Origin of the sequence: Oricola thermophila (genome assembly GCF_013358405.1) — a bacterium.
GTDB classification, from domain to species: Bacteria; Pseudomonadota; Alphaproteobacteria; order Rhizobiales; family Rhizobiaceae; genus Oricola; species Oricola thermophila.
Genome location: NZ_CP054836.1, coordinates 2,388,408 through 2,408,679 on the forward strand (window position 1 = coordinate 2,388,408; position 20,272 = coordinate 2,408,679).

Sequence of the window (20,272 nt, forward strand, 5' to 3'; positions counted from 1 at the left end):
GCGGAATGAACGTGCCGACCATTCGGCCAATCCGTGAAATGCCGAATTCCAAGGGAGGAAATGCAATGAAATCACTGCTGAGATACACGACATCCGTCGCCGCGCTCGCTCTCGCCACACAAATGGCCGTGGCAGGTCCCGAAACAGTATCGGGGCCGGGAGCCGATCCGGAATGTTTCGCGCCGGTGTCCGAAGACACGCCCCACTTCAAGTGGGAAGCCCGCGAAGGGCCGTACAAGGTCGCGCTGGTAAACGGCTTCATCGCCAATGACTGGCGGGTGCAGATGATAGCGGTCGCCAAGGCTTATGCCCAGCAACCCGATGTCGCTGCCGAGCTCGAGGAGTTCAAGGTCGTCTCGGTAGGCGAGGATATCGCCGCCCAGATCGCCGCCGCCAACAACTTCATCGACCAGGGCTTCGACGCCATCATCATCAATGCCAACAACACCGCGGCCTTCGGCTCCGTGGTCCGCAAGGCCAATGCCGCCAATGTGGTGGTGCTGTCCTTCGACAACGTGATCGACGATCCGAACCAGATCGCCATCAATGTCGACCAGAAGGGCCTCGGCAAGTCCGCCGCGGAATTCCTGCTCTCCAAGACCGACGCAGACCCGGCCAAATTCCTGCATGTGCGCGGTCCTGCCGGCCAGCCCGTGGACATCGCCCGCAACGAGGGCTTCCATGAGGTCATCGACGCGTCGGGCCGCACGGTCGAGGTGACCGATGTCGTGGGGAACTGGGCGCCCGGCGATTCCCAGAAGGTCACGGCGGATGCAATCGCTGCCGGCGGCGTCTTCGACGGCATCTATGTGCAGGGTGGCTCGCAGGGGGCAACGACCGCGCTTCTCGATGCCGGCCATCCCTTGGTGCCGATCACCGGCGAGACGGAGAACGCCTTCCGCCAGCTCTGCAATGAAAAGGGCCTGGAATGCCAGTCCGGCGGAACGGGACCGGCCCAGTCATCCGTGACGATCAAGACCGCCATCGCCGCGCTGAAGGGCGAGGTCGTTCCGCAGCAGATCGCGCTGCCCACCTCGATCTCGTACGCACCGTTCGAGGAAGGCGTCGATGTCTTTCCCGAACTGCCGGGCAGCTTCTTTGCCGGCAACAACTTCGATGCCTGCAACATCGGCTTCACAGCGGAGGAGATCGCATCTCAGACCGGTGACGACAACTAGCCTTTCACACAACCAGGCGCCGCCGGTGATCGACTTGCCGGCGGCAGCCCTGTCACGGGACTTATCTGAGATGGCGGATTCCAATGCCGCGCCGCTGCTGCGCATGTCGGGCATCACCAAGAGTTACGGCGGTGTACGGGCACTTCAGGACGTGCATTTCGAGGCGAACCGGGGAACCATTCACGCCCTGCTGGGAGAGAATGGCGCGGGCAAGTCAACCCTGATAAAGGTCCTGTCGGGCGTGGTGCGGCCCGATTCCGGCTCGATCGAGCTAGACGGGAAACCGGTCCGGTTCGCCAATCCCACCGAGGCGAACGACGCCGGCATTGCCTGCATTTTCCAAGAGCTCTCATTGCTTCCGGACCTTACGGTCGCGGACAATATCGGCATTACCCGGCCGCCGAAGCGCTTCGGCCTTATCGACTTCCGTGCCCAGCGGCGGCTTGCCGAGGAAGCGCTGGCGCGCGTCGGCGGCGAAAGCATCCATCCATCGACCACGGTCCGCGAACTGCCGCTTTCGCGCCGCCAGATGGTGGAAATCGCCAAGGCGCTGGCCCGCGATCCGAAAATCCTGATCCTCGACGAGGCCACATCCGCGCTGACGGCAGCGGACGTCGAGAAGGTTTTCGTCATGCTGAACAGGCTGCGCGAAGAGGGTATGGCGATCATCTACATCTCTCACCGCATGAACGAGATCGCCGAACTCGCCGATGTCTGCACTGTCTGCCGCAACGGCCAGAAGGTCGAGACGTTCATGGCGGGCACGAGGTCGGACAACGCCATTGTCGAGATGATGATCGGCCGCGAATATGAAAGTGTGTTTCCGCCGAAGGCCAAAGACAAGCCGGATGTCGCGCCGATCCTCAAGGTCCGAAACCTGTCATGGCAGGGCGAGCTGAACGGGATCGACCTCGATATACGGCCGGGCGAGATCGTCGGCCTCGGCGGTCTTGACGGACAGGGTCAGCGGCAATTGCTGCTGGGATTGTTCGGCACGCTCATCGGCACGACCGGAACCGTCGAAATCGGCGGCAGGAAGGTCAATCTCACGAGTCCGAAGCGGGCCAAGTCGGGCGAGATCGGGATGGCACTGATCCCCGAGGACCGCAAGGCGGAAGGACTGATGCTGCCGATGACCGTGCGCGAGAACCTGTCGTTTGCAGCCGTCGAGAAGGTAAGCCGCTTCGGCATTGTCGATCTCGCCGCAGAGGAGCGTGCGATCGACGACATGGTCGCGCTGCTGAAGATCAAGGCCGCCGGCATCGACGGTCCGGTCGGTGCGCTGTCGGGCGGCAACCAGCAAAAGGTCGTGATCGGCAAATGGCTGATGACGAAGCCGAGCATCATCCTGCTCAACGACCCGACCCGCGGCATCGACGTCGGCACGAAGCAGGAGATCTACCAGCTCCTGCAGAAGCTCGCGGCCGACGGCGCAGCGATCCTTTTCTATTCGACCGACTACGACGAACTGATCGGCTGCTGCGACCGCGTGCTGGTCATGTATGGCGGCAAGGTGGTGCGCAGCCTCGCGGGCAGCCAACTTAACGAGACAAACCTCGTGTCCGCCGCACTCAACCTGCCGGCCGGCACCGACGAGTTGGCATTGGCCGCCCATGCAAGGGAAGCTGCACAATGAGCGCGCCCGTCGAAACCGTCGGAACCAACGAAGCTCCCGCGCCGCGTCGTCGGTTCTCCGTCCGCCTGTCGGCCGCCCAGCGCGGCATCCTGATCGCCGTCACGATATTCGCCGTCATGTTCGCGGTCTACGGATGGAAGCAGCCGGTCGGCCTCACCGCGAATGTCATCAACACGGCGTCCAACAAGGGGGCGCTGCTCGCCCTCGTCGCCATGGCGCAAACGCTGCCGGTACTGACGGGCGGTCTCGACCTTTCTGTGGGGGCCATATTCGTGCTGGCGAACTGCCTGGCGTCCACCATCGTCGTCGGCGACCCGGTTTCGACCGCGCTCGGCATCGTCGCCGTGCTGTTCGTCGGGTTCCTGTGCGGCGCCACCAACGGGATCGTCATCGTCTATGGCCGACTGCAGCCGCTGATCGTCACGCTCGCAATGGGGGCGGTCTATTTCGGAATCGCCCTGGCGCTGCGACCGCAACCCGGCGGATCGGTCAATTTCGAGCTTGCCGATTTCATGACCCGTTCCACTTTCGCGATCCCCCACTCGGCCATCCTGCTGCTGCTGGTCGTGCTGATCGTGTGGATCCCCTACAGGCGCTCGGTGCCGGGCCGCGCCGCCTATGCGATCGGCTCCTCCGAACAGGCCGCCTACATGTCCGGCGTTCCAATCGACCGGGCGAAGGTCCTGGCCTATGCGCTGTCCGGGCTGCTGGCAGCGATCGGCGGGCTTCTGCTCACCGCCATCACCTATTCGGGCGCCGCGAAACTGTCCATCGCCAATGACTACACGCTCAATTCGATCGGTGCGGTGGTGATCGGTGGCACGTCGCTGTTCGGCGGCATGGGCAGCGCCATCGGCTCGATATTCGGCGCCTTCGTCATGCGCACCGTCGGCGACCTGCTGATCGTCTTCGACATCAACCCGGTTCTCCAGCCGCTGTTCGTCGGCATCGTGCTCCTTGCCGCCGTCTGCATCGGCTCTCTCAGGGTGCTGCGCATCAAGAACAAACTCGATCTATACAGATAGGATAGCGGTGATGGGTCCCGTGGACATCATACTCAGGCAGTTCGACAGGGCGACCGTCATCGCCTTCGCCTGCATCGTCGTGCTTCTCTTCATAGGCGCGCTGGCGGAACCGGCGTTCCTGTCACCGAAGTACCTTGTACAGCAGCTTCACGTGGCCTCGTTTCTCGGCGTGGTCGCCACCGGCGTGATGCTGGTCATCCTGCTCGGCCATATCGACCTGTCGATTCCGTGGACAATCGGCGTCGGCGGCATGATGGCAACGGGCGCCGCCGGCATTCTGGGGCCCGAACTGGGCGTTCCGCTGGCCATCCCGTTCGGCATATCTTGTGGTGCCGCCATCGGCTTCATCAACGGTCTGGGGGTTGCCTATCTGCGCGCTCCGGCAATGATCTTCACGCTTGGAATGAACGCCGTGGCGCAGGGGCTGATGGTCTATCACACCGGCGGCTTCGCGCCTCAGGACCGGGCGACGGAGTTCATGCGCGAACTCGCCGTCGGCCATCTCGTGCCCGGCGTGCCCAATCCGCTGCTGATCTGGCTGGTGCTCGGCGCCGCGACCATGTTCATGCTCAACCGCACGACCCTGGGGCGGCGGATATACGCCATCGGCAACCAGGAACGCGCGGTGTTCCTGAGCGGCGTCGATACCCGAAGAGTGGTCCTGATATGCTTCGTGATTTCGGGCGCCTGCGCCGCGGCGGCGGGCGTTCTGCTCGCGGGATGGGCCAACCGGTCCTACCAGGCGATGGGCGACCCCTATCTCCTGCCGACCATCGCGGCGATCATCCTCGGCGGCACCAACGTGCTCGGCGGACGCGGCAAGTACATCGGCACCGTGGCGGGCGTGATCCTGATCACCATCCTGCAATCGATGCTCTCGGTGGTGCAGCCCCAGCGCTATTTCGTCCAGCTCGGCCTCGACATGCCGGCGGACACGTTCCGGCAGGTGGTGTTCGGCCTCGTCATCATAGCGATGCTGCTGCTCTACGGCCGCAACCAGCGCGTCACGGCTTGACGGCGTCACCGAACTTGCCGGGAGCACCTCCGGCCGACCGGACGATCGCCCGCCTGGCAGATCCGGTGACGCAGACTCTCACGAAATGCCGAACCGCGCGCCGGCATGTGCGCGGTGTCGCGATCAAGTCGCACCGCTAAACTTGACATCATGAGGTATACATATCATACAAGTTATATTCGCATAAGATGTAATAACTGTATCTTGGGCACATCTAATGCAGGAGGGCTCCTGCCAGGGAATCCGGATGACGTTCCGGTGGCACAGTCTTCGACACCGTTTTGGGAGGAATGGGAGGAATGCACGTGAAACTATTCAATCGTCTCACAAGACTGGCGGCAGCGTCCGCTCTGGTCGTAACGGCGGCGGTGATGCCGTCTTCGGTGTCCGCCATGGACAAGGAAGCCCCCAGCGTCGCGCTCAGCAACGCATTTCTCGGCAACGCCTGGCGCCGCTCGATGATCACGGCTTTCGAGGAAGCCGCCGCCAAGGCGCAGGAAGACGGGCTCATCAGCTCTTGGAAAGTGTCGAACGCGCCGGGCGAGAACTCGGCAACCGAACAGATCGCCCAGCTCAAGGCGCTTCTGCTTGACGAGCCGGATATCCTGCTCGTTAACCCGGCCTCTCCGACAGCGCTGAATCCGACACTGCAGCAGGCGTGCGATCAGGGCATCGTCGTCGCCGTGTTCGACAGTTCAACCGATCTCGAATGCGCCTATGTCGTGACCAACAGCTTCAGCGACTGGGCGCGGCTGTCGACCCAGGCCATCATCGACGGCATCGGCGGCAAGGGTAATGTCGTTCTGGCACGCGGTGTTCAGGGTTCACCGCCCGAGATCGAGATGTACGGCGTGCAGAAGGCAATGCTGGACGCGAACCCCGATATCGAGGTTGTCGCCGAACTCTACACATTCTGTGATTCCGCCAAGGCGCAGGAAGCCCTGCTTGGCACCATCGCAAGCCTTCCCGACGTCCACGGTGTCGTCGGCTGCGGCGAAGGTCTCGGTGCCGTCCAGGCGTTCCAGACCGCAGGGCGGGAACCGCCGGTCGTCGCTTTCGCGCCGAGCGGCCGTGCCCTGAAATTCTGGGGAGAGGGTAATGGCGCGCCGGGCTCGGTTGCGGTCATGTCCGACCCCGGCCAGGGGGTAGCGGCGCTCTTCACCGCCATCAATGTTTACCAGGGACAGGAAGTTCCGCGGACCACGATCTTTCCGCCGGTGGTGGTAAGCGACGACGCTCGCGACAAGTGGATTGCCGCCGTCGGCGATGACGAGATCGCCTCCTGGCAGTGGACAAAGGAACTGGTCGACGCACAGATCAAGGCCAATATCGACGGGACGGTTGAAGACGCCCCGCTCCCGCCGGTTCCTGTCAGGTAACACAGTGACCAATCGCGGACCGGCCAGCGCCGACATGGCGCCGGCCGGTCTTCCTTACCGATGCCAGCCGAATACAGTCGATCGCCGATTGCCATGCACGCCACCGTGAATGACATGAACTCCAAAGACGACGTTCCGCTCGCGCGGATCCAAAGCGCGGTCAAGACATATGGACCGACACGAGCCCTTTCCGGTGTCACGCTAGACATATATGCGGGCGAAGTGCTGGGAATCGTCGGCCACAACGGCGCAGGCAAGAGCACGCTCATGCGGGTGCTGAGCGGTCTGGAAGCCATCGATTCCGGCTCGGTCACGATCGGGGGCATTTCCTCGCCTCCGCATACCGGGTATCCCGGCGTGCGAATGGCATATCAGGAAGGCTCGCTCGCACCCGAACTATCGGTGAAGGAAAACATCTATATCTCGAGCGCCGCCTGGATGCCGCGCTGGCGGTGGCACCGGCCCGCGGCCGAACACGCCGCCGCGCGTCTGGCGGAGATTTTCCCGGACCACTCGATACGACCCGCCGACTTCGTGGACGACCTGCCTCTCGCCGACCGCCAGCGTGTCGAAATCGCCCGTGCGACGATCACCGACGACCTGCGCCTGCTCATACTAGACGAGCCGACAGAGTCCCTGAGCGGAAGCGCCGTCGACCAGCTCTACGACTATGTCCGAAAGCTGCGCGCCGGCGGAACCGGCATCATCCTGGTGTCGCATCGCCTCACCGAGATACTCTCCGTCTGCGACCGCGTCGCGGTAATGAAGGACGGGGCCGTCGTTTCGGTCTACCGCGCGGCAGACGTGTCGGAGCGGGACCTGTTCATGGCGATGGGAGGCGAGGTCGTCGTCACGGAGACGGTCGATGCGGCGGCCGCGCCCGCCGCCGACGGCTCGCGTCCCGTTGCGGCGCGCATACCGATGACGACTGTCGACGCGGAGCCAGCGGAGATCATCGCCTACAAGGGCGAGGTCATCGGCCTGGCCGGCATTGCCGGGCAAGGACAGGAACAGGTGCTCGACCGCCTTTGGCGCGGATCGGGCGGCGATGTCAAAGTCAGCGCCCGTCGCGCCTATGTCCCGGGCGACCGGCAACGATCGGGTATCCTGCCGCTATGGGACGTTGCGGCAAACCTGTCGATTACCGCTATTCCGGGCCTCGCGCGACACGGCATTCGCCGGATCGACCGGGAGGCGTCGCTTGTCTCCAAATGGGTGGACCTTCTGAATGTGCGAGGCGGCGCGCGCGCGCCGATCACCGGCCTTTCGGGAGGCAACCAGCAAAAGGTGATCGTGGCGCGCGCATTCGCGTCCGATGCCGAAGTCATCCTGCTTGACGATCCGTTTCGTGGCGTCGACATTCACACCAAGGCAGAACTTTACCAGCTGATCCGGAAGGAAGCCGATAAAGGCCGCACGATCCTGTGGTACTCCAGCGAGAACTCCGAAATGCAGCATTGCGACCGCGCCTATGTGCTGCGCGCAAACCGCATCGCGGGCGAGCTTCGCGGCGCGCAGATCTCGGACGAACGGATCATTTCGCTTTCATTCATCGAATCCAAGGAAACCGCCGCGTGAATACCGCCAGTAGCGTTCTGGTTCCCAGCAGTCTGCCCAAGGGCTTAGCACGCCGCACTCTGCCGGGCCTCCTCACCTTGCTTGCAATGATCGTAATCCTGATAGTCTGCGGCATCATCCAGCCACGTATCTGGTCGCAGGGCGGCATGACGCTGATCATGTCGCCGATCGTCGCACTCGCCATTGCCGCCATGGCACAGATGGTGCTGATGAGTATCGGCGACATCGATTTGAGCATCGGTTATTTCGTCGGCATGGTGACGACCATCGTCGCCACCCTGATGCGCGAAACGCCGCTCATCGGCGTCATGGCACTGATCGGATGCGTCATTGCCTATGCCCTCATGGGCGCCCTCGTCCAGCTGCGCGAAGTACCCTCGCTGATCGCGACACTCGGCGCGTCATTCGTCTGGCTCGGCATAGGCCTGTTCATCCTGCCGGTGCCCGGAGGCCTGCCACCCGACTGGCTGTTCAAATACGCCCTGTGGAGGCCGCCCCTGTCGATACCGGCCCCCATCATCACGATGGTGGCGGCCACGGCCATCACTTGGTTCGTCATGCAGCGTACGCGACTCGGCACGCGCTTCCGCAGCCTTGGCAGCAATCCGGCAGCGCTTGCGCGGACCGGCGTGTCCCTGCTGGTCACGCGGATGCTGGCGTACACCACTGTCGGCATACTCGGAGTGCTGGCCGGCTTTACGCTGACCGCCGAAATCGGCGGCGGCGACGTCAACGCCGTACCCGGTTACACGCTGACAACCATCGCGGCGGTGATCCTCGGCGGCGGGATGTTTACCGGTGGCCGTGGCGTCGCCTGGGGCACGTTGTTCGGGGCGATCACGCTCGGATTGATGACAGTGCTGCTCACGCTCCTGAACCTGTCCTCGAACCTGCAACCGGCCGTCCAGGGATCCATTGTCATTGCGGTCATGGCCGGCCGCCTTTTCGTGGAGCGCATCAGCCGATGAGAAGCCTGAGCGAAATTTCCTTCCCGCCTTGGACCTGGTCGTTCCTCGCAGCGGTGATCGTACTCATACTGACATTCATGGTTTCGGGCAGCGGCGGCACCCAGACGCTCACGCTCGCCTTCACCGTGGCGCCCTATCTCGTGCTGGTCGGCCTGGGACAGATGCTGGTGATGAGTACCGGCCCCGGCAATATCGACGTCTCGGTGGCGAAGGTGTTTTCGCTCGGCGGTCTTCTGTCGATCGCGGTCGGCGAAGCAACCGGATCGTGGGTCCTCGGCATCGGGGCGGCCATGGCCGCCGGCCTTGCACTTTCCACCATCAGCGTCCTGGCAATCCTGTACATACGCATTCCGCCGATCGTTGCCACGCTGGCCACGAGCCTGATCACATCCGCAATTTCGCTGACGCTCGCGAAAGGCTTCCAGGGATCCGCCGACCCGGCGCTGAAGGGCTTCCTCAGCTGGGCTCCGTTCGGCGTGCCCGCTTTCGCTGTCGTCGTGATCGCCTTCACCGTGCTTGTTTCATTCCTGCTGAAATGGACCGTCTGGGGCACACAGACCCTCGCCTACGGGCAGGCACGCCGCGCCGCGGAATATGCCGGCATCAACTCCACCAGGGCCCTCGCCGTGGTCTACCTGACAAGCGGCGTGCTCGCGGCGCTGGCGGGCGCCCTGCGCGCGGCGTTCTCCGCTCCGAATGTCGAGCTCGGCAACGACTATCTGCTCGACTCGATCGCCGTTGTCGTGATCGGCGGCACGCTCATCACCGGCGGGCGCGCGGTGCCGTGGGGTGTCTGGGGCGGCGCCCTCTTCTTCATTCTGCTGGACGGCCTGCTGAACCTGATCGGCTGGAACTATGCCGGACAGAACGTGCTCAAGGGCTTTCTTGTCCTTGGGGTACTCTTCCTGGCGGGCGGCGCACCGGTTCTCCGCCGACGCAGCAGCAAGGCCCCGGAGCAGATCGCCGATGGCGGTCCTCCCGATGAATCGGCCAGTATGCCCGCGGCCGCGGCAGAATCGCAGCCGTCCGGGAACTAGCGCCAACGAAGGGATTCGACATGACAGGGCCAATCGAGGGAACCGGTTTCGAGGTGCTGGACAAGGAGTTCAAGTCCCTGTTCGCCGCCCATATCCACGTGGAGCGCCTGTGGACAGGTGCGCGATGGAGCGAGGGACCCGCATGGTTCGCCGCCGGACGATATCTCGTCTGGTCGGACATACCGAACAACAGGATGATGCGCTGGGACGAGACCGACGGGTCGGTCTCCGTGTTCAGGTTCCCCTCCAACAATTCCAACGGAAACACCGTCGACCGCCAGGGACGGCTCGTGACCTGCGAGCATCTCACGCGGCGGGTCACGCGGACGGAACACGACGGCTCGGTCACGGTTCTCGCCGACAGCTATGACGGCAGGCGGCTCAATTCACCCAATGACGTCGTCGTCTCGTCCGACGGCAGCATCTGGTTCACGGACCCGTTCTACGGCATCATGACCGACTACGAGGGCGACCTCAGCCCGATGGAACAGGACGGGTGCCACGTCTACCGGATCGATCCGGACGGGACGATCGACCGCGTGGCCGACGATTTCGTGCAGCCGAACGGGCTGGCGTTCTCGCCCGACGAGAGCCTTCTCTACATCGCCGACACCGGGAGAAGCCACGATGAGGACGGCCCCGCCCATATCCGGAAGTTCAAGGTCGACGCAAACGGTCGCCTCTCCGGCGGCGAAGTTTTCTCGGAGAGCACGAGCGGCCTTTACGACGGCTTCCGTGTCGATCGCGACGGACGGGTCTGGACCAGCGTCGCCGAGGGCGTGCACTGCATAAACCCGGACGGCGCCGTGATCGGGAAGATCAGGATTCCGGAAATCGTCGCGAATGTCACCTTCGGAGGCGCCAAGCGCAATCGCCTGTTCATCTGCGGCACAACCTCCCTGTACTCGGTCTACGTCTTCACCAACGGCACCACCCCGGGCTAGGAGGCTTCAGCGGGAAGGCGCCGCACGCACAGCGCAAACGGGCTGCTTCTTGCAGATATCCCCGACCTGCTTCGGGACGGCATCGGGCGAGAACACCTCGCCCATCCACCCTTTTCGGAACATGACGTTTCGCGCCTTTTCGAAGGCAATCAATCCGCCGTCGTAAAACCGGCCCTCCGGGAACACGCCGAACGCTATGGCCAAGCCTAAGCCGACATAGCCTGCAGGTTCAGGTGTTTCTGATGGTAGAGCTTGTTGGCACGATTGAGATGATCACGCATCCGGTTCGCGGCAGCTTCGCTGTCACCCGCAGCAATGGCATCGAGGATGCTGCGATGCTCTTCGAGCGTCAGTTCCTCGTTACCCGGCATGCGGACGAAATCAACGTGGAAATGCGCGAGCCAATTGAACAAGGCCGCGCTTAGCGACTCGAATATCGGGTTCCCGCTCATCTTCGCGATACGGCGATGAAATTCGCCATCCTGGCGCAAAAACCGGTCGGGTTCCGCCTTGAGGGCTGCCTGCTTTTCCAGAGCCTCCCTCAGGGCCGCAATGTCGGCTTCCGTCCGGTTGCGGGCAGCGGCGCTCGCCATCGCCGTCTCGAAGGCGACGCGAGCGCCCTTGAGATGCTCCATCGTGGTCGTCGAATGGGCGAGCAAATGCTGCATGGATTGGGCCATCTGCCCTACGAGCGTTTCAATCGACGGCTCGGCCACCGTCGGACGCTCCCCCTGGCGCACGCGGACCATGCCCATCCATTGCAGGTTCTGCATGGCTTCGCGGATCGCAGGACGACCCACTTCGTAGAGGTTCATGAGTTCGCGTTCTGATGGCAGCGGATCTCCGGGTTTCAGCCCGTTGGCCTGAATATAGGAGATGATGCGATCGTGCACTTCATCCGCAAGCTTGCGGCGTCGAATCGGCACTGGTTGACTTGTCATATGTGTCCATTGCCACGGTCCTGCGGCTCGTGCAACTGGTTCCAGGCTCCTTTCATCCCCTCGAAATTCGCCAGCTATAGGGTGCACCCCCAAGCGAATCCGGTCGACTTTCGCTCCCCCGATGGAAGCCTCGACCGCCAGCAACTTACGCAGCGGAACACAATCTGCCGGCATCTCCTTTATGGAGCTGAAATATCACGCGAATCTCCGCCGGCCACGGTTCGAGCATCATGAGAAACCGCCTGCCCTTTCCACGGCCACGACCCAAAACACCGCCGCGCGTGCGCATGACGGGCGACCGCGACCAATTCAAGGTATACTTATCATACCTGTTGACAAAATGATCATCAGCCCGGATGGTTGAAAATACAAAATACCAAATGCACAGAACCTTGGGAGGGAATTGTGATGAGGGTTGCAAAACTGGTTGGCGGCTCGCTGGCGGGCTGCCTCGCGCTTGGAGGCGCGGCACTGGCTGAAGATCTTACGGTCTGGACGCTGAACTATTCTTCGGAAGCGCAGGTTGCTGCCCTTGATGCCGCAGAAGCGAAATTCGAGGAGCTGCATCCGGGTGTGAACGTCGAAATCGTCAAGCGCGGCACCGACGAGCACAAGACCGCGCTTCGCGTCGCCACCGGATCCGACACGGGGCCGGATGTCTACTTCATGTGGGCCGGCCTTGGTCTCGGCGGTGAATACGTCAAAGCAGGCCTCAGCCTCGACCTTACCGGGTATTATGAAAAATACGGCTGGAAGGATCGCGTTTCCACGCCCTCGCTCGCCTTCGTCGAGGCCTTCGGCCCGGGAATGCACGGCGCGCCGTACCGGTTTACCGGCGAGGCCATCTACTACAACAAGGGTCTCTACGAGAAGGCGGGCATCACCGAGGAGCCGAAGACCTACGAGGAACTCGTCGCCGCGGCGAAGAAGCTCAAGGAAGCCGGCATACCCGCATTCACCTTCGGCGGCACCGTCAACTGGCACGTAATGCGGCTGATGGACGTCCTGCTGGAGACAACCTGCGGCGTCGAGACCCATGACGCGCTGACCGGCATGGAAGCGGACTGGAGCACAACGCCCTGCGCCGCCGAGGCATTCCAGGAACTGAAGATGTGGTCCACGGAGTACATCCTCGCGCCGTTCATGGGCATCGACAACCGGCAGTCGACCAACCTGTTCCTCACCAACCGGGCAGCCATGATGCTGGAAGGCGACTGGCAGGTGAACGTCATCAAGGAAGGCGCGAATCTGGACGATTTCGCGGTCTATCCGTTCCCCACCGGCACAGACCGTCTCTACGGCTTCGCTGAATATCTCTACATCTCGAACAAGTCGAAGAACCCGGATCTGGCCGCGGAATTCCTCGACATGTTCAGCTCCACCGACTTCCAGAACCAGATCAAGGGTGCTTTCGGCGCGTTGTCGGTCAACAAGGAGGTGGAACTCGGCGACGACGTGCCCGAATTGTACAAGACGTGGAAGGAAATCTTCGCCAACGCAAAGGGCACCTTTGTCAATGGCGACCAGGCTTTCCCGCTTGACGTGACGACCGAGTATTTCCGCATCATCAACGAGGTTGCATCTGGCAACATGGAGCCGCAAGCGGCCGCCGATGCGATGCAGGCTTTCATCAGCAAGCGCTCGTGATGCGTGAATAAAGCTCGCGACAGCTACGCCGCGGGACCTTTTTCGGCGGCGTCCCGCACAAGGCGGGGCGTCCCGTGTTCCGGACTGACAGCATGTTCCACACTGCGTATCTGAAAACTCCCCGCGCCCAGGCCCTGATCCTGCTTGTGCCCGCTTTCGGCGCCTACACGGTATTCGCGATCTGGCCGATGATCGACGTCGTGATCCTGAGTTTCCAGCGTTGGAACGGGCTGTCTGCCGACCGCTTGTGGGTCGGGCTGGACAATTACCGTCACATCTTCACCCACGACCCGGTCTACTGGATCGCTTTCAACAACACCGTGATCTGGACCATCCTGTCGGTGATCTTCCCCCCGTTTGTCGGACTGCTGCTCGCCCTGGGCCTGAACGAAAAGCTGTTCGCCCGCGGCACGATGCGCGCCATCTACTACCTGCCTGTCATCATTGCCCCGATCGCCGTCGCCACGATGTGGCGCTGGATGTACGACCCGTTCTTCGGGCTCTTCAACCAGGTGATGACGAGCTTCGGCCTGCAGTCGTGGATTCAGGACTGGCTGGGCGATCGCGACGTCGCGCTCTATTCGATGTTCGTCGCCTTCACCTGGCAGAATGTCGGCTTCTCAATGGTGCTGTTCCTGGCCGGGCTACAGAACGTCGACCGTTCGCTCGTCGAGGCCGCGCGCATCGACGGCGCGGGCCGCTGGCAGGTGTTTCGCCATGTCACGCTGCCGGCGCTTCAGGTGACAGTGACCATCGTCATCGTGCTGTCGACGATTTCCTCGCTGAAAGCATTCGACATCGTCTACGGGATGACCGGCGGCGGCCCGGCGCAATCGACGCAGATGCTGGCGCTGTGGGCGTTCACCCAGTCAATGCAGATCTTCGACTTCGGCCGCGGCTCGGCAATTTCCGTGACGCTGCTGCTCATCACCCTCGCAGTCGTCGTCCCCTACCTGCGCTGGTCGCAGAAGCGCGAGGAGGCAGCCCGGTGACCGCATTGTCCGCTTCAACTGTCCGCGACGAGGAGAAGGTCGTGCGGCTGCGGCGCGACCCGCTGCTGATTGCGCTCTGGATTCTGCTCGCCGCAGTCGCGCTTGTCTGGATCGCGCCGTTCATCTTCATCACGTTCACGGCGCTCAAGACCGGCTCCGAGATCATGACCACCAACGCGTTCGCGCCGCCAAGCACGGTTGCCGTGGAGAATTTCTCCGGAGCATGGGTCAAGGGCAACTTCTCGACCACCTTCTTCAACAGCGTGATCATCACCGTGATCAAGGTGCCGCTCGGCCTGATGATATCGGCCATGGCTGCCTATGCACTGGCGCGCATCAAGCTGCGCTGGAACAAGCTGCTCCTGGTTTTCGTCCTGTTCGGCGCCATGATCCCGTTCCAGGTCATGCTGGCGCCGCTCTTCACGCTGGTGAACTCGCTCGGCCTGATCGACACCTATATCGGCATCATCCTCCCCTATCTTGCCTTCGGCGTTCCCTACCAGGTGTTCATTCTGCACGGCTTCTTCAATGCAATCCCCAAGGAACTGAGCGAGGCCGCGCTGATCGACGGGGCGTCGCATCTGACAACCTTCCGAAGGATATTCCTGCCCATCTCGCTGCCGGTTCTGGCCGCCTTGCTCATTCTCGATTTCGTGGCCACCTGGAACGAGTTCGCCATGGCGCTGGTCCTGCTTCAGGACAAGCACATGTGGACCCTTCCGCTGGGCCTGATGTCATTCCAGGGACAATTCTCCAACAATTACGGCCAGTTGAACGCGGCCATCGTCATGACGGTGATCCCTGCCGTCATCGTTTACCTGATCTTCCAACGCTACTTCGTTTCGGGCCTGACATCGGGCGCGATCAAAGGGTGACGGAAGGTCTCCAACCAGAAAGAAAGAAAGCCAGACCATGACCAATTCGACCGTCGCCCTGTGGGACATATTCGAGTTTTCCGCCCAGGGCCCCTCGAATGGCAATCCCTTCGTGGATGTCTCCTTCAAGGCGGAGTTCATTTTCGGCAACCGCCGGGTATACGTCCCGGGTTTCTATGATGGCGACGGAACCTATCGCCTGCGTTTCAGCCCCGACACTGAGGGCGAGTGGCGGTTCGTTACCTCGTCCAACGCTGCCGAACTCGACGGGCTGGAAGGAACGCTGACGGCCGGGCCGCCTCGCAAGGGCGTTCGCGGTCCGGTCCGGGTGCAAAACCGGCATCATTTCGCCTATGCCGACGGAACCCCCTACCTGCCGTTCGGAACCACCTGCTATGCGTGGACCCACCAGCCGGAAGCGATGCAGGACGAGACGCTCGCCACGCTGGCCAAGGCCGGGTTCAACAAGATCCGGATGGCGGTGTTTCCCAAGCACTATCCATACAACTCCAATCCCGCCCTGCATAACATCTACGAGAAGACCGGCGACGGCGAGGCGGACATGGATTTCGACCGTCCCAACCCGGTGGCGTTCAGGCATTTCGAGAACCAGATCGGCAAGCTGGCGGAGATGGGAATCGAGGCGGACATCATCCTGTTCCATCCCTATGACCGGTGGGGCTATGCGGACATGACGCCCGAGCAGGATTGCCGTTTCCTCGAATATATCGCGGCGCGGATTTCGGCCTACCGCAATGTCTGGTGGTCGCTTGCCAACGAGTATGACTTCCTGCTCAACACCAAGCCGATGGAACTGTGGCACAAGTTCTGCCATGTGCTGGAAGAGAACGACCACATGCAGCACCTGCGCTCGATCCATAACGGCAACCCGGCCAAGAACTACAACCACCGGCTGCCCTGGATCACCCATGTCTGCATCCAGCATTGGGACGTCAAGCAGACGCCGCTGTGGATCGAGGCCTATGACAAGCCGGTCATCAACGACGAGCCCGAATACGAGGGAAATCTCTACCAGAGCTGGGGCAACATCTCGGCCGAGGAACTGACGCACCGGTTCTGGACCACGACGATGCGCGGCGGCTACGCCGGTCACGGCGAGACCTACAACGATCCCGACGACCTGATCTGGTGGGCCAAGGGCGGCAAGCTGCACGGCGAAGCGTGGAAGCGGATCAAGTGGATGCGCGAACTGCTCGAAGAGGACGTGAAACACGGGCTGACGATGCTGGGCGACTACTACGCCTTTCCCTATAGCCGCATTTCGGCATGCCAGGATGGCGAGGACGGAACACGGTACTTCTATTTCGGCGAGCACCAGCCCGCACGCTGGGCCACGGGATTGCCGAATGATGGCGGTCAGTACGACGTCGACCTGATCGACACATGGAACATGACCATCGAGCCGGCGAAGATCGTGGACGCATACTACGTGCCGCCGACGCGCCACGGCAATGTCACCAGGGGCGGGGGCGTGGAATCCGATTTCGCCGTTGAACTGCCCGGGCGGCCGCGACTGGCTCTCAGGGTTCGGCCCCGCAAGACATAGAGGCTGCGTAGCATGGCGACGGTCGAACTTTCAGCTGTTCGAAAATCCTACGGTGCCGCGGAAGTCATCCACGGCATCGACATCGACATCGAGGATGGCGAATTCGTCATCCTTGTCGGCCCGTCCGGCTGCGGCAAGTCCACCTTGCTTCGGATGATCGCCGGGCTCGAGGAAATCAACGCCGGAACGATCAGGATCGGCGAAAGGGTGGTCAACAACCTGACGCCGAAAGAGCGCAACATCGCGATGGTTTTCCAGAACTACGCGCTTTACCCGCAAATGACGGTGGCGCAGAATCTCGGCTTCTCTCTGGAGATTTCGGGGCTGGCCAAGGCCGACATCAAAACCAAGGTCGAGGACACCGCCGAGATACTGGGTCTGACGCCGCTATTGTCGCGCAAACCTTCGCAGTTGTCGGGCGGCCAGCGTCAGCGGGTCGCGATGGGCCGGGCGATCGTACGCGACCCCGATGTCTTTCTGTTCGACGAACCGCTGTCCAACCTCGATGCCAACCTGCGCGTCCAGATGCGCGCGGAAATCAAGGCCCTGCACCAGCGGCTGGGCTCCACCATCGTCTATGTCACGCATGACCAGATCGAAGCGATGACGATGGCGGACCGGATCGTCGTGCTGCGCGCCGGGGTGGTCGAACAGGTCGGCACACCGCTCGATCTCTACGAGCGGCCCGCGAATGTTTTCGTGGCAAGCTTTCTCGGATCGCCTTCGATGAACTTCCTGCACGGACGGCTTGCCAATGGAGGCGAACCGACCCTGATCCTGTCCGACGATTGCAGGCTGCGTCTGCATTCGAGCTTCAAGGCGAGACCCGGGGAGAAGGTCATCATGGGCATACGCCCGCAAGACATCGTCGAGGACCAGGAGAACGGCACGGCCGCAACCGTTCTCGTGGTCGAACCGACCGGCGCCGACACCCATGTGACCGTTGAATTGGCCGGCAATAGGCTGACCTGCGTGCTGCCGGCCCATTTCAACAAGGCTGTCGGCGACGAGATCATGCTGTCGGCGGCGACGCCGAAAGCGCATTTCTTCGATGCCGACAGCCAGACCAGGCTCGATTGACGGTTTGGCCCCGCTTTGCGGGACCAGCACCACGCCAGCGCGCGCGCCGGGGCGCGTCGCCGTGATGGCCTAGTCGCGCAGTTCGACCGTGAACTCGCCGTCAATCGGCCAGTTGATGCCCGCCGAGGCGCCGCCATCCACCCGGATGACCTGGCCGGTCAGGAAAGCAGCCGCGGGCGAAGCCAGGAAGATCGCCGCGCCGATCAGGTCTTCCACCGCGCCCATGCGGCCCATCGGGGTAACGGTCTTGTTCCAGGCCTGCAGGTTCGGATCGCTCCAGAGCTTCCCGGTCAGGTCGGTCAGGATGAACCCCGGCGCCACCTCGTTCACCCGCACACCGTGCCTGCCCCATTCGAGCGCCATGACACGGGTCATCGAGGACAGGGCGGACTTCGACATGCCGTAGGGAGCAACCTGGGCCAGCGACCCGTAGGTCGACAGGCTGCCGATATTGATCTGGCTGCCGCTGCCCTGCTTCACCATCTGCCTGCCGACCGTCTGCGCCATGAAGAACGCGCCGCGCAGATTGGTGTCGATGATGCGGTCGAAATCCTCCGGCGTGTAGTCCAGAGCGGGCATCCGCTTGTTGATGCCCGCGCAATTGACCAGCGTGTCGATGCGTCCGTGATCGGCGATGACGGCATCGACGCAGGCGGAAATCGCGTCCGTGTCGGCGACATCGCAGGGTTGGTACGTCATAGCGAAGGGCGCGGGCGTGACGGCATCGCAGGCCGCACGCAGCGTATCCTCGTTCCGGCCGGTGATGATGACCTTCGCCCCGCGGGACAGGAACGCTTTCGCGATGGCAAGCCCTATGCCCCTGCTGCCGCCTGAAACCAGAACCACGGTCCCCGATACATCGAAAAGCGCGTCCGTCATGACAGGCCTCCCCCTTGCGCAAGGTCTTCCGGCAGGACGTCCGGCGGGATGTTCTGGTAGCAGACCGGACGCAGGAAGCGCCGGATCGAGAGCGTGCCGACGGAGGTCGCGCCGAAATTGGTCGATGCCGGATACGGGCCGCCATGAACCATCGCGTCGCAAACCTCGACCCCGGTGGGGAACCCGTTGGCCAGCAGGCGGCCGGCCTTGCGTTCGAGGATCGGCATGAGCGCCCTGGCCTGCGCGCTGTCGGCGTCGTCCATGTGCAGCGTGCAGGTCAGCTGCCCGCGCAACGATCTTGCGACGGCGATCACCTCGTCCATGTCGCGGGCGGTGACGATCAGGCCGAGCGGACCGAACACCTCCTCGCCCAGTTCCGCGTTGGCCAGCCATTCGGCGGCCGTGGTGGAGAACAGGTAGGGCGTCGCGTTACGCATGTCGCAAGTGGTGGTCAGCACGTCCTGCACGCCCTTGGTGGCGGCGATCCGATCGGTGCCCCGGTGATAGGCGTCGGCGATGCCGTCGGTCAGCATGGTCTGCGCACCGGTCTTTTCGAGAGCGGCCCGCGCGGCGTCGGCGAAAGCCTTTGCCTCCGGTCCGTCGATGACAACCGCCACGCCCGGATTGGTGCAGAACTGCCCTGCCCCCATGGTCAGCGAGCCGGCCCAGCCGGCAGCGATCTCGCCGCCACGGCTGGCCAGCGCGCCGTCGAGGATGAACATCGGATTGACCGAGCCCAGTTCGCCGAAAAACGGAATGGGTTCCGGACGGGCCGCGCAAAGGTCGAAGAGTGCCCGCCCGCCGGCGAGCGAGCCGGTAAAGCCGACGGCGCGGATCAGCGGATGCTGTACCAGCGCCTGCCCGACTGCACGGTCGCCGCCCTGTATCTGGCTGAACACGCCGGGATGGACGCCACGGGCCCTGATCGCCGCGTCGATCGCCTGGGCCACGAGATCCGAGGTGCCGGGATGGGCCGAATGGCCCTTGACCACGACCGGGCAGCCGGCAGCCAGCGCGGCGGCGGTGTCGCCGCCGGCGGTGGAGAAGGCCAGCGGAAAGTTCGAGGCGCCGAACACGGCCACCGGGCCGATTGGGCGCTGCATCATGCGGATGTCCGGACGCGGCAGCGGCGCGCGGTCCGGCAGCGCCGGATCGTGGCGCCGGTCGAGGTAGTCACCCGCCTCGACATGGTCCGCGAACTGGTTGAGCTGCCCCGTTGTCCGGCCGCGTTCTCCGACCAGCCGGGCTTCCGGCAGGCCGGTTTCCCGGCAGCCCATTGCGGTGATCTCGTCGCCGCGCGCATTGATCTCGCTGGCGATGGCGCGCAGGAACGCGGCGCGTTCTGCGCGGGACGAATAGCCGTAGGACCGGAATGCCTCTTCCGCGGCCCGCGCGGCCTTGTCGACGAGACCGACGGTGCCGACAGCAAATGTATCGGCATCCCCCGCAACCGGCCGGTTTGTGAATGTCTTCTCGCCGCCAATCCATTGGCCGGCTATCAGGTGAGTGCCTCTAAGCATTGTTCCGTCTT

17 protein-coding genes are annotated in these 20,272 nt (G+C 63.0%); 14 read left to right on the forward strand and 3 right to left on the reverse strand.

Annotated features, from left to right (window positions below):
• Positions 1-65: 65 nt before the first annotated feature.
• The 9 genes from HTY61_RS11585 (at position 66) to HTY61_RS11625 (ending at position 10,760) form a co-directional block, all read left to right on the forward strand.
• Positions 66-1,178 (forward strand): substrate-binding domain-containing protein, encoded by a 1,113-nt coding sequence (locus HTY61_RS11585; RefSeq protein ID WP_175276939.1) that lies wholly within the window; start codon positions 66-68, stop codon positions 1,176-1,178.
• A 70-nt stretch (positions 1,179-1,248) separates the two neighbouring features.
• Positions 1,249-2,814 carry a sugar ABC transporter ATP-binding protein gene (locus HTY61_RS11590; RefSeq protein WP_175278527.1) on the forward strand — a complete coding sequence of 522 codons (1,566 nt, stop codon included), beginning with the start codon at positions 1,249-1,251 and terminating at the stop codon, positions 2,812-2,814.
• Entirely contained in the window at positions 2,811-3,839 is a 1,029-nt protein-coding gene (locus tag HTY61_RS11595; RefSeq protein ID WP_175276940.1) for an ABC transporter permease, read from the forward strand. Before HTY61_RS11590 ends, HTY61_RS11595 begins: the two co-directional genes overlap by 4 nt.
• A gap of 10 nt (positions 3,840-3,849) precedes the next feature.
• A complete protein-coding gene (locus tag HTY61_RS11600; protein WP_175276941.1) occupies positions 3,850-4,854 on the forward strand; it encodes an ABC transporter permease in 1,005 nt (334 codons plus the stop codon).
• Between the two features lie 305 nt (positions 4,855-5,159).
• Positions 5,160-6,233, forward strand: coding sequence for an ABC transporter substrate-binding protein (locus tag HTY61_RS11605; protein ID WP_175276942.1), 1,074 nt, complete (start codon positions 5,160-5,162; stop codon positions 6,231-6,233).
• Between the two features lie 114 nt (positions 6,234-6,347).
• The gene (locus tag HTY61_RS11610) at positions 6,348-7,811 is read left to right on the forward strand and encodes an ATP-binding cassette domain-containing protein (RefSeq protein ID WP_175276943.1); all 1,464 of its coding nucleotides are present in this window, start codon (positions 6,348-6,350) and stop codon (positions 7,809-7,811) included.
• A gap of 86 nt (positions 7,812-7,897) precedes the next feature.
• On the forward strand, positions 7,898-8,779 hold the full coding sequence (locus tag HTY61_RS11615) for an ABC transporter permease (RefSeq protein WP_175278528.1): 882 nt from the start codon (positions 7,898-7,900) through the stop codon (positions 8,777-8,779).
• On the forward strand, positions 8,776-9,816 hold the full coding sequence (locus HTY61_RS11620; RefSeq protein WP_175276944.1) for an ABC transporter permease: 1,041 nt from the start codon (positions 8,776-8,778) through the stop codon (positions 9,814-9,816). The genes HTY61_RS11615 and HTY61_RS11620 overlap by 4 nt, the downstream gene beginning before the upstream one ends.
• A 20-nt stretch (positions 9,817-9,836) precedes the next feature.
• A complete protein-coding gene (locus HTY61_RS11625) occupies positions 9,837-10,760 on the forward strand; it encodes an SMP-30/gluconolactonase/LRE family protein (protein ID WP_175276945.1) in 924 nt (307 codons plus the stop codon).
• A gap of 206 nt (positions 10,761-10,966) precedes the next feature.
• Here HTY61_RS11625 and nanR read toward each other — a convergent pair whose 3' ends face one another.
• A complete protein-coding gene (gene nanR, locus HTY61_RS11630) occupies positions 10,967-11,686 on the reverse strand; it encodes a transcriptional regulator NanR (RefSeq protein ID WP_197945309.1) in 720 nt (239 codons plus the stop codon).
• 423 nt (positions 11,687-12,109) lie between these two features.
• On the opposite strand from nanR, the gene HTY61_RS11635 reads away from it, so the two are divergent.
• The 5 genes from HTY61_RS11635 (at position 12,110) to HTY61_RS11655 (ending at position 17,862) form a co-directional block, all read left to right on the forward strand.
• A complete protein-coding gene (locus HTY61_RS11635) occupies positions 12,110-13,348 on the forward strand; it encodes an ABC transporter substrate-binding protein (protein WP_175276946.1) in 1,239 nt (412 codons plus the stop codon).
• Between the two features lie 92 nt (positions 13,349-13,440).
• Positions 13,441-14,340, forward strand: a complete 900-nt coding sequence (locus HTY61_RS11640; protein ID WP_175276947.1) for a carbohydrate ABC transporter permease — start codon at positions 13,441-13,443, stop codon at positions 14,338-14,340.
• On the forward strand, positions 14,337-15,215 hold the full coding sequence (locus tag HTY61_RS11645) for a carbohydrate ABC transporter permease (RefSeq protein ID WP_175276948.1): 879 nt from the start codon (positions 14,337-14,339) through the stop codon (positions 15,213-15,215). Before HTY61_RS11640 ends, HTY61_RS11645 begins: the two co-directional genes overlap by 4 nt.
• A 37-nt stretch (positions 15,216-15,252) precedes the next feature.
• Positions 15,253-16,782 (forward strand): DUF5060 domain-containing protein, encoded by a 1,530-nt coding sequence (locus tag HTY61_RS11650; protein ID WP_175276949.1) that lies wholly within the window; start codon positions 15,253-15,255, stop codon positions 16,780-16,782.
• A 12-nt stretch (positions 16,783-16,794) separates the two neighbouring features.
• Positions 16,795-17,862, forward strand: coding sequence for an ABC transporter ATP-binding protein (locus HTY61_RS11655; protein ID WP_175276950.1), 1,068 nt, complete (start codon positions 16,795-16,797; stop codon positions 17,860-17,862).
• A gap of 69 nt (positions 17,863-17,931) precedes the next feature.
• Here HTY61_RS11655 and HTY61_RS11660 read toward each other — a convergent pair whose 3' ends face one another.
• Both HTY61_RS11660 and HTY61_RS11665 read right to left on the reverse strand, forming a co-directional pair.
• Positions 17,932-18,741 (reverse strand): SDR family NAD(P)-dependent oxidoreductase, encoded by an 810-nt coding sequence (locus tag HTY61_RS11660; protein ID WP_175276951.1) that lies wholly within the window; start codon positions 18,739-18,741, stop codon positions 17,932-17,934.
• Complete coding sequence (locus HTY61_RS11665; RefSeq protein WP_175276952.1) at positions 18,738-20,261, reverse strand: aldehyde dehydrogenase (NADP(+)); 1,524 nt, start codon at positions 20,259-20,261, stop codon at positions 18,738-18,740. Before HTY61_RS11665 ends, HTY61_RS11660 begins: the two co-directional genes overlap by 4 nt.
• Between the last annotated feature and the right edge of the window lie 11 nt (positions 20,262-20,272).